This window comes from Pusillimonas sp. NJUB218 (genome assembly GCF_003788685.1).
Taxonomy (GTDB): Bacteria; Pseudomonadota; Gammaproteobacteria; order Burkholderiales; family Burkholderiaceae_B; genus Neopusillimonas.
The window spans coordinates 1-12738 of the sequence record NZ_NQMK01000012.1; the positions used below are offsets into that span (position 1 = coordinate 1).

Annotated in this window: 10 protein-coding genes; all 10 read right to left on the reverse strand. The window is 50.5% G+C overall.

Features of this window, described 5'->3' with window-relative positions:
* Positions 1–332: 332 nt before the first annotated feature.
* The gene (locus tag CHR62_RS14345) at positions 333–1445 is read right to left on the reverse strand and encodes a glycosyltransferase family 4 protein (protein ID WP_123661374.1); all 1113 of its coding nucleotides are present in this window, start codon (positions 1443–1445) and stop codon (positions 333–335) included.
* Positions 1446–2579, reverse strand: a complete 1134-nt coding sequence (locus CHR62_RS14350; RefSeq protein WP_123661375.1) for a glycosyltransferase — start codon at positions 2577–2579, stop codon at positions 1446–1448.
* A 16-nt stretch (positions 2580–2595) separates the two neighbouring features.
* Positions 2596–4479 carry an asparagine synthase (glutamine-hydrolyzing) gene (gene asnB, locus CHR62_RS14355; protein ID WP_123661376.1) on the reverse strand — a complete coding sequence of 628 codons (1884 nt, stop codon included), beginning with the start codon at positions 4477–4479 and terminating at the stop codon, positions 2596–2598.
* Between the two features lie 26 nt (positions 4480–4505).
* The gene (locus CHR62_RS14360; protein ID WP_123661377.1) at positions 4506–5672 is read right to left on the reverse strand and encodes a glycosyltransferase; all 1167 of its coding nucleotides are present in this window, start codon (positions 5670–5672) and stop codon (positions 4506–4508) included.
* Between the two features lie 43 nt (positions 5673–5715).
* Positions 5716–6588, reverse strand: coding sequence for an NAD(P)-dependent oxidoreductase (locus CHR62_RS14365; protein ID WP_158609134.1), 873 nt, complete (start codon positions 6586–6588; stop codon positions 5716–5718).
* A gap of 26 nt (positions 6589–6614) precedes the next feature.
* On the reverse strand, positions 6615–7496 hold the full coding sequence (locus CHR62_RS14370) for a bifunctional 2-polyprenyl-6-hydroxyphenol methylase/3-demethylubiquinol 3-O-methyltransferase UbiG (RefSeq protein WP_123661379.1): 882 nt from the start codon (positions 7494–7496) through the stop codon (positions 6615–6617).
* Positions 7497–7523: 27 nt separating this feature from the next.
* Positions 7524–8657, reverse strand: coding sequence for a hypothetical protein (locus tag CHR62_RS14375; RefSeq protein WP_123661380.1), 1134 nt, complete (start codon positions 8655–8657; stop codon positions 7524–7526).
* Positions 8650–10515 carry an asparagine synthase (glutamine-hydrolyzing) gene (gene asnB, locus CHR62_RS14380; RefSeq protein ID WP_123661381.1) on the reverse strand — a complete coding sequence of 622 codons (1866 nt, stop codon included), beginning with the start codon at positions 10513–10515 and terminating at the stop codon, positions 8650–8652. The genes CHR62_RS14375 and asnB (CHR62_RS14380) overlap by 8 nt, the downstream gene beginning before the upstream one ends.
* A 2-nt stretch (positions 10516–10517) precedes the next feature.
* Positions 10518–11531 carry a glycosyltransferase family 4 protein gene (locus tag CHR62_RS14385; RefSeq protein WP_158609135.1) on the reverse strand — a complete coding sequence of 338 codons (1014 nt, stop codon included), beginning with the start codon at positions 11529–11531 and terminating at the stop codon, positions 10518–10520.
* Between the two features lie 128 nt (positions 11532–11659).
* Positions 11660–12709: a class I SAM-dependent methyltransferase gene (locus CHR62_RS14390; protein WP_123661383.1), complete on the reverse strand. Its 1050-nt coding sequence runs from the start codon at positions 12707–12709 to the stop codon at positions 11660–11662.
* Between the last annotated feature and the right edge of the window lie 29 nt (positions 12710–12738).

A 12738-nucleotide genomic window follows, 5' to 3' on the forward strand; every position in this document is an offset into this window, starting at 1 on the left:
AGGCCCGAAAACGGGCCTGATCGGGGTGCAAACAACCCGAAAGTGGCGATGATTTGAGCAGTTTTTAACCATTTTTGAATACTTTGGTCATGAGGTCGATTTTTGGATGTTTGAAATCGAGTTCTTCAGACCTTCCTTAGCACCGGGGAAATAAGTAACAGAATCAACTGACTTAAAGCCCCAGCGCCCATTAGGGTAATAAATGGCTTCTTGTGGCTACGAAGATTCATCGCTCTTCCGGGTAGGATGGGATCGGGGTAATAGGCAAGTATTTATCTGCATTTTTGAAGTATTAGCGCATCTCTGCTCTTCATAATTATTTGGTCGAACGCCTACTTTTTCATTGTTGCAAGCTGGGCATAATAAGCTCGCAACTTTCCCTCTTCGATCGCCCAGTTGTATCGCTCCATTACTGTTTTTCGGCCGTTTTCCCCCATTTTTTGCGACCTACTTGGGTCACGCGCAAGCTCATCTATTACGCGAGCGATTTGCCTGGGGTCGAGAGGGTCAACGCAAACGCCGCACTCGCTTCCCTCTATGATGTCTCGCCATAGCGGAAAGTCGGACGCGATCACCGGAATCCCAGCCGACATGTACTCGAACATTTTAATCGGAAGCGACTCTATGTAATTTGGAGTCGGATGCAGGGTCACCAACCCAGCAAAAGATCGGGCCATTACATTACGCACACCCTCTCTACCCAAAACCCCAAAAGCATTCACCCGTTGCCAGCCCGGGTAGCCTTGAACTTCCTTTTCAACATCTGACTCGACGAATGCACCGACCAAATTCAGGTGAATGTCTGGCTGAGCCAACTCAAGCGCCCTTATCATTTCGCGTACACCACGGATAGCGGCGATGCCGCCCACATAACAAACTTCGTTAGCGCGCTGCCCCGCCTCGGTCTCTACGTTCAGCTCGCCGATAAGAGGATAGTTGTTAATATCTTGAGAGTTTGCATTAATAGAAAGAAATTTTTGGCGTATGGTGGGGGTAGCAGCAATCACTCCGTCGAGCCGACCACAAACATATCGCTCATAACACGCAAAGACCCATGCGATGGCCCTACGTAACATGGGCTGCAAATAATGCTTACCTAAAATCTGTTTAGGTACATCTTCATGCGCGTCAAAAACAACCCTTTTCCCTCGCCTTTTCAACGCAAGGCATATGGTTAGCAACTCGGGGTCATGAACGTGGTAAACATCGGCATCCAAATCAATCGCTTGGCGTAGCACCCGACGTGTAGTACTCAGCATTCTGTCGAGTCTTCCGGCAGGACGCCCCACGTCAAGAATATCAACGCCATCACGCGTGTCATTACCTAAACCGTCGGCAACAATCAAAGTTACCGCATACCCCGACCGGGATAGGCTTCGACATTCTTTGAGGAATATCCGCACGTCATCTCTGGGATGCGCAGAAGTCAAGTGAGCTACCTGCATTTATTTCTCAGCCGCAGACAGGCGCGTAATTTCGGACTCAATGATTTGTCCAAATTGCTCAAAGGATAACAACTGAGCAGCCCGATGTGACGCCTCTTTTAACGCCCTAACTTTTTCCGTATTTAGCGCAGCTAGTGCAACGGCCAAAGCTTGTGGCTCGAATGAGTCGGCCACGACCCCAAAACCATAGCGCTTCACCAGGGCAGCCATCTCCGGCGACGGCCCAATTGCGACCGCCAAGCGAGCCTGGACAAACTCAAAAAACTTATTCGGCAACGCAAATCGGTAGTTGAAGTTTACCGGGGGCAGGAGAAAAACACCCACATCATATTCGTTAATACGCTGACATATCTCAGACATAGGTACCGGCTCCACGAATCTTATACGCGCGTCACGCTTTGCCTTTTGCCTCAAAAGCGTCATGTAGCTCGCCTCAACTTCAACCAGCATCAAGTCCAAAGTAAAGCGATCGTCGAGATAAGCCATCATATCGATCATTACTTCCAAATGACGAACATGGCTGGCTATACCATGATGAATCATACGTATCGGACTTTGCACAGGTGTAGGTAAAAGGCACTGATCAATCGGCGCGTTGTGAACAACGAGAGGCTTAACACCGTACTTCTTTGCGTACTCATCAGCAATACCTTGACACACCGTCATCATAGAGGCCGCCCTGGGCAGATACTCACGGCAAAGAGCATCGTTGTAGCGACTAAATAAAAACCGCCACAGGTATTGCTCCTCATACTCCCCCGGCGAGTACTCATGCGCGTCATAAACAACCGGCCTTCCTTTAGCCAGTTTCAGGGCCAGAGGCAAAGCTAAAAGATCGTTCGCAATGACAATATGAGTTTCAAGGTCACGTAACACCCTAAACGCAAGCGCAACTCTCGGCTGCCCCCAGTAATAACTCTCGAAGGCCCCAGCGAACAACTTAACTACCCACCAAAATTTCTGGGCAACGCTGGCTCGCGGCTTTGGGAGTTCGATGAATCGCATCCTTCCACTAGGCTTTGGCCCAAAGCCAGCCACAGTCAAGTCGCAGCCGAACTCCAGTTGTCGAACTTGACGCATAACGCGCGGATCGCTCTGAATTACAGAAAACGAAATAATCAGGACTTTCTTCAATATCCCGCCCGTACTTTCAAGTCAAAAAGTGCTGATGCCAGCGAATAAAATTAATCCAACGCCATACCTGCCAGGAGAACGCCTTGCGTCCGCCAATGATTTCGTCGAACTCACGTAATATCGCAGCCTGGTCGAGAAAGGGAAGGCCGATATCAGCACGCAGCCACTCGCGCACAGTTCCCGACATAGAGGTCAACCATAACTGCTCGGGTGTCTGGAAACCAACTTTGTCCTTGCGATCAAGAATTTCATCCGGAACGATGCCACGCATTGCGGCGCGGAAAACCGACTTTGTTTCGCCACCTAATGAAATCAGATAGTGTTCGGGCAAGGATAGCAGCAACTCTGCCTGCTCATGCGTCAAGAACGGCACACGACTTTCGATCGAAAAACGCATGGAGTTCCTGTCGCCGTGCCTCAGAAGGCTAGACAAACCTCGCTCGGTCAGGGAGTGCGCAAGTTCAGCCACCACACGACGGCCACGCAAGTCGAAATTAGGCCGCAACCTAGGGTGACGCAAGCTAACATCCCCGTGCAGCAGCACGTCTTCTCGCACCCACTCGGGCACAGCTTTTCGGCCGCTAAAGCGCCGCAACGCCTGGTACAAAGCTCCATCTGTTATTTCCGCTGCGAGCATTTTCAAACCCATAGCCCGACTACGGCCAGGCCACTTAGCCCACGCATTCAAGAACCGCCAAGCGCGAACCCACTGCCCAGTTTCTAACAAACTGCGGAAGCGCGGCCCCGGATAACCGTTATAGCCCGCCAACATTTCATCCGCGCCTTGCCCATCAAGCGTTACGGTAATCCCGCTGTCTTTTGCAAGCTTATAAACGCGGTATTGCGCGTAAATGCTCGTACTCCCAAAAGGCTCTCCTTGTGCAGAAATCATGTCATCCAAATCACTAGCCAGCTCTTCGGGCGTCACGATCACTTTGTGCGAAATGGCGCCAACATGCCTATTCACAAGATCGGCCCAATTTTCTTCGTTCAGATCACTACCCGCAGCAATATAGCTAAACGTATGAATGGGATGATCGGGGGCAACGTGCCGCATGGCGCAAACTACGGCCGAAGAGTCGACGCCACCGGAAAGCGCTGCACCCAGAGGCACGTCGCTGCGCAGATGCAATCGAATACTGTGTAAAAAATTTTCCCTGACAAGCTCCGCGGCGTCCTCAAAGCTTAAATCGTTCCGCTGTTGAATACTTGGCGTCCACCAACGCTTAATTTCACCAACCGAGCTGGCGGCAAGGTCGACCACCAGCATATGCCCAGGCGGTAAATGCAAGACCCCTTCGAAAAAAGTCTCAGGCCTGCTGTCATAATCGCCGTGCACAAGATAATCGTAGCCTCGTTGCCAATTCAACTGTGGTTTGGACGATTTAAGCGCCATCAGCGCTGGTGCCTCAGAGGCAAACAGGAAATTTCCGCTATCTTCGGTATAAAAGAATGGCTTTATGCCAAAAGCATCGCGAACACAAGTGAGCGTAGACGATTCCTTATCGAAGACGACAAATGCAAACATGCCCATCAAGCGAGGCAAACAGCCTTTACCCCAGACCATCCACGCTGCTAACAGGACTTCGGTGTCTGAGTCGGAGATGAATTGGCAACCCAGCGCTTTTAGCTCTTCGCGCAACTCTTTATAGTTGTATATCTCGCCGTTAAATACAACAACATAGCGCCCGTTAGCCCCATGCATGGGCTGGTGCCCGCCAACCGTCAAATCAATTATCGACAGTCTTGTGTGGCCCAGCAGCACATGAGCCCCGCCCCATTGGAAACGCTCAACCCCACTATCGTTGGGCCCACGAAATCGTAAAGCACTAATTCCGCTATCCAGTTTAAACGCGTCAGGCGCATCCTTGCGCCACACTCCACCCAATATTCCGCACATAGGTATGTACCTTCATCCAATGGGCATCAGCGCCCAGTGCCTAGCCTCAAAGCAAGGTCGTAGTCTCGCTTTATATCCTCGGCAATTCGCGCTGGATCATGCCACTTCTCCACATACCGACGGCTGCGCCTTCCAATTTCTATGATTTCTTCTGGTTTCATCGCTAGCACCCTCTGGACGTCGGACTTGAGCGATTCCTCGGTTACCCTTATTACAGGAATATCAACCTGCATCTCTACAGGTAAGAACTGAAGGTCTTCTTCACGGATATAAACCATGACAGGCTTACCCATTGCCATGAGCTCCACAGCAAGGCCACCATACCAGCCTGCATGCAGTTGATCGATCATGACATCCACGTCCTCGTACCTGCGACGCGCCTCGGAATTCGAGAGCCCCTCAACCAATACCAGCTCAAACTCATGTCCCTCTGCGGCCAGCTCATCTAAGACTTTGAGGATAATGTCTGTTCCTTTGACCCCACGATGGCTCGGTGCATGGCCAATCCGCAAAGGCCGACTGCCTACAGCCGAAAAACAGGGCTTCCACTCTTCGAGGGAAATGTGGCAATAGGGAATAAACCTTGCCTTGCGCCCGAGCACATACATCAAATCTGGATTCACAGCGTATAGCCTATTGCAGTACTTCTCCATGCGACTGATCGCCCTACGCTTAAGCTCATCGGACTCAGGCGAGTAATAGCCAGGTTCGACATATTGCGCGACAGAATGCTCAAAATTCTCTAAGCAAAAGCCCCCCTGACGCGCATCATCACCTTGATAGTGAACAAACATCTGGCGCCCAAAAGCTCGATATAAACTCAGCTCGGCACTGGCTAAAATAGTGAAGTATGCCCCAGCTATAAAGCGTTTCAACTTTGTCTTGACGCCCCGGTCAGACGAGCGAAACATCGGTACTGGCGTCGCCCAGCCAGTACCATAATTGAAATGAATAACTTGAAACGTCCAAGCCGTCTGAATTATCGCGAGCAACCGCTTAACTTCACGCCGCCACAGCCCGTCACGCTCGCTCCAAATCACACGATCGCATGAATAGTTAAATACGTTCTGCTGAAAGATCCAAGCTTCACTCTCAATCCCTAATTTTTCCAAATGAGCGCTAAGACCCTGAGGATTTCCTCCAACCGAAGTTGGTAGATGCACGACTCGATACTTGCGAAATTTGGTACTCATTACCCGTGCAAACCCGAAATCAAATGCAACGCACACAAGTACATTAGATTAGTTCTCTCAAGCCAGTCCTTGGCGCAACGGAGGGCACATGCAGATGAGCACTCATCATGGATATATCACCGACAACATCCGAAGGAGTTCCAGGCATCACGTCGTAAATGGCTGACTTACCGACCAGCGCTCCTATCTCATTGCACAATTCGCGCAAAGATAAAATTTCAGGCCCGGCCACGTTATATATGCCACTATTCTCGCTAGAGAGTGCGGCGAGTACAGTTGCCGCTGCATCACTAACATGAATTGGATTCAGTCTCAGCCCCATCTCGCCTTGAATAGTAATCGAACGCCCGCCCCGTATATTGTCTATTAAGCGCGGAATCAACATAGTGCGGTTCTGCCCTCGCCCATAGATGAAAAAGAATCGCAGAACCATAACTTTTAAAAAACGGGCATAGCTTGACGCAAGCGCCTCGCAGCTAACTTTGCTACCCAAATAGTAACCCAACGTATCAGGCTGAGTGACTGGAGACGTTTCATAAAACGTCTGTACTCCACCGCTGTATATTCCACCAGACGAAGCGTATACGAAACGCTCGGTTCCCGTGCGCCAAGCATAGTCTAAAAGCTGCGCCGTCGAGGCAATATTGACTTGAAAAACCTCCAAAGCACGAGAAGGCACATCTCTGAAATGCGCCGATTGAGCCAGGTGAATAATGGCATCTACCCGCGCCGGCAACAGCTCAACCCCCCAAGGCTTAGCTAAATCAATGGGAAAATAACGCACGCCAGCAATGGGCTCGGTCGGCATCTCATGCACCACAGCAAAGACGTCATTCGTCTGCGATAGTAATGCAACCACACGCCGCCCCAGCAAACCATTTGCGCCGGTAACCAAAATCCTCTTTCCTGAGATCAATATGCCATCTCCTACAATGTCAAGCGCTATAAAGCGACATTCCTACCACGCACTGTAATACCGTAGAAATCTACGCACCGATGCTCAATCTTCAGCCCCGCGGAGGTAAACCACGCTTCCACCTCTTCAAGAGTGTGTCGAGTCGCGACTTGCGGGTGGTACCAGTCATAATTAACCAACACATTCTCGTCGTAGGAAACGTCGGGATTCCAATAACACTTAGCGAAAAAGTGATAAAGCAGACGCTGCACGTCGTACTCTCCGGCTTCAATACCAAGCAAGTCGACCTTAGGAACTGTGACTTTCAGTCCGGCAGCCGCCAAAGTACGACCAAACTCGGTAATTTGGGCCGAGTGCGCCATAGCCTCTTCATAAGGCATAGCGGCGATCTGATCGCGAATATAGTCATCGACAAACTCTCTCGCAGGGGCCTTTTTTTTGTAAACATAAATAGCAAGCTCGCCATCGGGAAGAAGGAGATTACATAAGTTGCGAAAAGACTGGGCAGGATCTGCTGTGTGATGAAGAACTTCCTGGCAATAAATGAAGTCAAAAGAACCGAGCCCAGTTAAGTCCTCGACAAGATCACGCGTCTCGAAATGAACCCGCTCTACACCTTTAAAGTTCTCTCGAGCAACGTCGGCCGCAACAAGGTCGATGCCCACGACCTCGGCTGATTTGGGAGCCAAAGTCCTCAACAATGCGGTCACTCGTCCGTTTCCACACCCAGCATCAAGAATACGTTTACGGCCCTGCAGATGTTCTGCAAAATGTTCACTGCTGTCAAAGCCATTACGCTCGAGAATCCACCGCTGGGTATCAGAACCCTCGCGAAGAGTTTCAGCATAAAAAGCATCGGTATTCTTTTCCCATTTGTCACGAAAACTACGGGAGGTGTTCCCTGTCATCACACTACCCCACAAAAAAAATGATATTCAGTTAGATTTAGTATAGGCTTGAATGAAGGAGCGAATCACAGTGTCCTCATCATGTAAATTGAGGATCGACGTTCTGGCGAGCTCACGTTTTTTTTGTAAAGCACCGGGATCCGACATGTAAGCGACTAGTGTTTGCTCCAGGTTATCAAGATGGCAAATAATAAACCCCGAATTATGCAACTTTTCAGTCATAAATTCCGGGCGAACCCACGTAATTGTTGGAACACCACATGCCATACTCTCAATTTGAGAGTTCGCATAAAAACCCATTTTCATTTTACCAATAGCAAGGTCTGCCTCGCGAAGAGTCCTCATTACCTCTGCATGATTGACATCCCGCAAATGAATAAACTGTATCTCGAAACCGCGGGCACGCACTGCGTCTACAGCAAGACGAATTTGCTTAGTACCTTCAATGCCGGGATGATTGGTGACATGCACCAATTTGAGTGGTCGCTGACCATCCCAAGGCCCAGAGTTATTGGGGAACACCTCGACAGGCGCAAAAAAAGACGACACAACAGCACCTGGGATAAAATCGAGCATATCGGGGGTCGTTACCAAAGTTGCATCGGCCCACTTAGCTGCCAACCCTCGGCGACGCTGACTCAGCGGATTGGTACAAATAGGGGGTTGATAGTCACACTGTTCACAAATGTTCAGACGCGGGTGCAGACGCATATTTAAATCGCGATCACGTGCCTCGCACCCTCGAAAATGAGCTACTACACGACGCCCCATGCGCTTAAGAAGGGGGACCTCCCATCCCGACCGGGTCATTGTCAGCATAAAATGAAAATGCACTACCTCATACCGCGCCATCACCGTCCAAAACACCCAGAACTCACGCCACGCGGCGGTTAAGGGATTAGTTTTCGGCATCAGATAATCACACTGGCTCCAATATGGGCTCTCGCCGACTGCAAGATAATCCGCTTTCCAACCGTGGCGGCGGAGCACCCGCGCCGTATGCCACGGCACATGTACCATGTAAGACACGTGCAACACGGAGGTAGGGACGCGACGCCACCTTAACAGTATGGCGAGCAAACAATTCAGTGGGCCAACCACCATCATGGAGACGGCATAAAGCCCTCGTCCCAGCCAATTCTTAAGATAACCTTCAGTCAAAACAATTGCCTATTTCATGGCTATGCGACTGGCATCCTACAGGTTTACTTTCGAACCAGAGCCTTAAGCACAATACCGTCCATAGGCTAGTCCACACGGCATTATTACCAGCATAGTATTCCACCACCAAACGCCTCACCGCATCTCCATTTACGTAATGCGTCATCTCTCCATGATCACCTAACAGCAAATCTCCCACCAATTTCTTCAGAGAGCCGTTAAAGGACTCCGCAAGAGGGATACCAAACCCCATCTTGCGCCGATGAATGAAATCATGTGAAAACTTGGGCCGCAAAAGATTTTTCAGTAGCACTTTGGTCACAAGCCCAGAGGGTGTTTTCTTTACACGCAAGGGTAGAGGCAAGTTGAAAGCGAACTCTACCAAGCGATGATCTAGTAGGGGCACTCGGACCTCAAGACCATGAGCCATACTCATTCGATCGACCTTTGTCAGAATATCGTCCAACAAATAGTGATCTAGATCGTGCTGTTGGCAGCGCAACAAAGGATCCATCTCCAAAGGCTGATCCAAAGCGTCCTCTGCGAAGCCCTCAAACTGAGCATTTGAAATTAATTCTGCGGCAAGATCCTTACTCATCAGGGCTCGCTCGAGATGGTGCCACTCGTTCCAACGAGCACCCATCCTCATATACGCACGGCCTCGCTCACCGCCAATCAGCCGCCCAGCTAGTCTCAGCGCGGGAAGACGCCACCTATCATGCATTCTGTCAACCACACCTTTGTAGCTATGGTACCCTCCGAACAGCTCATCACCGCCGTCCCCGGACAAAACCATCTTCACACGCGAAGCCGCCACTTTGGAGACTAGATAAGTTGGAATGAACGAAGAGTCGGCAAAAGGCTCACCGAATGCGCTGGCTAGCGACCCAAGGAGCTCGGGCGATATCTGCGCAGACATCACCTCAGCCTCGTGACGTGTACCGAGTGTTGCTGCTGCCTGCGCCGCATAGGGAAGATCAGAATAATCATCCCCAAGGAAGCCCATCGTAAATGTTTGGACCGACCGCCCCAGCACAGACGTCATTTGATCGACAATCAATGTCGAGTCGATACCCCCACTCAGAAAAGCACCATAAGCGACGTCAGAGCGCAGATGTTGTGAGACAACAGTGCCAAGAAGCGACCGTAGCTCCTCGGTCGCCTCTGACTCCCCGATACATCGCGTTTGAGGCCTCAGGTGCCAATATCTCTCCTGCGACAATTTCCCACTAGAAAGCTCAAACTTTAGGGTCGTTGCGGGCGGCAGTTTAACTACGTCCCGGTAGATCGAGCCTGGGGTCGGGACATAACCAAGGTTGAGATAAGCAGCCATCGCCTCAACCGCAGGAGTGCCGGGCACAAGCCCGGAGCACATCAAGGCTCCCAACTCAGAGGAAAAAATCAGACGCTTACCATTGGCATAATAATATAACGGCTTAATTCCAAGCCGGTCACGCGCGATATAAATGCAGTTTTCTCTGGGGTCGTGAATAGCAAAAGAAAACATCCCGAAAAGCCGAGGCAACATACCCATGCCCCATTTGCAATAAGCGTGTAACAGTACGTCCGTGTCAGACATGCCTGGCTGATCAACGCCGAGCTCTTTCGCCAACTCAATATAATTGTATATTTCGCCGTTGAACACGAGGACAACCCCGCTTGCCTCATGCTGAACGGGCTGCTTGCCCTCAGCCAACCCAACTATTGCGAGACGTCGATGCCCAAGACCAACGTCACCGTGCCATTGCATTCCCTCACCATCAGGCCCACGATGCGTTAGAGCAGCAGTCATCGCACACAAAGCGCGGCGCCCCTCCATTTCAGGATGAAAATTTGCAATTCCGGCGAAACCACACATACTCAGTACGCCCTGTCCAACTCGGCCTTCACGATAGCCGCGAAACGATCAAATATATTTACCTGAGCATGATGGGCAACCACATAGCGAAAGGCATTTTCACCTAGATTGCGGCCTTTTGAGCCTGGAATCCAATCACGCACCGAGTACCACTCGTTCAGCGCTGTTGCAGCGACATCAAGCCGGCCCAGCGTGAGCAGCCCAGCCCCATGATGCGACAGCATGCCCTCTGGATCTACGTCCAAAGACAAGATTGGCGTCCCGCACGCACCGGCCTCGAGAAAGCTATTAGCAAACCCCTCGATCTTTGAAGTACTCACAAAGGCAAACGCACGCCGATAATACGAATGCATAGCGTCCGGCGGTACCGCGTCAATAAACGTGACATTCTTAGGGGCATCAGCCTTAATCGCATCGAAAATCTCAGGGTTCGCACGGTTCATAATCATGAGAATAGGAACATTGGAACACAAATGAGCCAATCCCAGCATCCGATCCGGACATTTGACCCGGTCGGACTTCCCTACCCACAACGCAAATTCGCGCGGAGCCGAACAGGGTGCTCTCTCTGGAATATCTACGGGATTGGGCAATACCATGGACTCCCGGCCAAATCTATTTCCCAACTCCCTAGCTTGATATTTCGTTTGAGCGACCGAAAGACCTGGAAAAGCATACACATAAGCCGCATCGATCTCGATAGGATCAAGATCCATATCACTGCCATGCATCAACACAAAACGCCGTCGTCGAATCTGGCACCAGCGCGCCAGCCGAGCAGAGTAACCGGTGGCACCAAAAGCAATGTATACATCAGCGCTTGCCGCATCCCAGATGGCATACTCCTGTTCGTGCAATAACGGAGTGCCTGATAGCGTTTCGCGATAGGCAAACGTGTGAGCCCACCAACGCAGCTTAGCAAGAACCCCTCGTGCGTATACATTGGACGAATCTCGTATAAATTCAATGCCGTCCCTTGCTAGAACCTGAGATTGACCGTAATCAAAGGCCAACATACTGACCCTACATATGGAACGGCCAGCTAAATCTCGAGCCAGTCGCCACGCTCTCAACTCGGAGCCTCCATAGGACCCTATACCATTAAGCATGGGATAAACCCCAGGCGTGGCAAAGCACACTGTAGTCATCTACACCATTCAAAAGGAAGTGTGTTAACTTTCTTACCAAGAATATAGAAGGCCCATGTACGCCCACGCAGTGTACGAGGCGCAAACCGCTCTCTCACCGCTAGTTTCAAGTTATAAAGCAGAGGCCCCAAATAGCCGCGAAAAGATTTCTTGCTTATCTTCGCCCTTGGGTGCACTTGACGAGCATCAATGCCGAACTCTGCGAGCGCTAGTTCCACTTGCATCGGATGGAAGGCTCGCTCCATTACAACACCACCCGGCCCCGGATTAGTAGGACAAAGTCCGGGACGATAGGGACGGGCTACCCACCCATCCTTACGCAAATACTTACCCACCTCGATAGCTAGACGATCACCAAAAAGACCTGACGTATTATCCGCAAGGTATTCGAGATCCGTGACCGAAAGCTGAGGACACAGCTTTGCGATGATGTCTCTACGGCGATCACGGAATGGCTCGCTGACTACATCTCGTCCGGTATTCACCCCCTTCGGCCCCCGCTCCCAAGACACAAACAGTTTACGTAAGTCAGTAACGCAACTTGTATTAGCGCGATTATTTCCATCCGCTATCAAAATATGTCCGCCGACCTTCAAGACTCTAGAGATCTCAGAATACAAAGTATCTAGATAGATTGGATTTACGTGGCTGATAACCTCATTCACCAACACAAAGTCAACTGACTCGGACTCAATCGGCAAGTATCCATCATCAGACTTTACAAGCCCTGCTGGAAATTCTATTGCTGCGAATGCCGCATTACCTGCACTTAAATAACCATCATCAACATCGACACCAATACAACTCGTTGCACCCATCGAGTGAAATAGAGGCAAAGCATGGCCAAATTTGCAACCAATGTCGACCACCACACTGCCTGCAACCGATGGAGCAAGCCTCATCACATCGACGTAGTCTCGCCACAACTCCTGCTCCTCGAAAAGCTTAGTCATTTCTATGAAATATTCAGACATTTCAGACAGTTTGGCCGACGTTTCAGCTAAACGTCTGTAAGTATCTCGGAGTTTTTCTTGATCGAATGGCATATTGCATTCCTGATTTAAAAAGGGAGCGT

Coding starts and splice junctions, on each gene's coding strand:
- CHR62_RS14390 (WP_123661383.1), bottom strand. CDS start 12,709: ATGCCATTCGATCAAGAAAAACTCCGAGATACTTACAGACGTTTAGCT.
- CHR62_RS14360 (WP_123661377.1), bottom strand. CDS start 5,672: ATGAGTACCAAATTTCGCAAGTATCGAGTCGTGCATCTACCAACTTCG.
- asnB (WP_123661381.1), bottom strand. CDS start 10,515: ATGTGTGGTTTCGCCGGAATTGCAAATTTTCATCCTGAAATGGAGGGG.
- CHR62_RS14370 (WP_123661379.1), bottom strand. CDS start 7,496: ATGACAGGGAACACCTCCCGTAGTTTTCGTGACAAATGGGAAAAGAAT.
- CHR62_RS14345 (WP_123661374.1), bottom strand. CDS start 1,445: ATGCAGGTAGCTCACTTGACTTCTGCGCATCCCAGAGATGACGTGCGG.
- asnB (WP_123661376.1), bottom strand. CDS start 4,479: ATGTGCGGAATATTGGGTGGAGTGTGGCGCAAGGATGCGCCTGACGCG.
- CHR62_RS14385 (WP_158609135.1), bottom strand. CDS start 11,531: ATGTTGGCCTTTGATTACGGTCAATCTCAGGTTCTAGCAAGGGACGGC.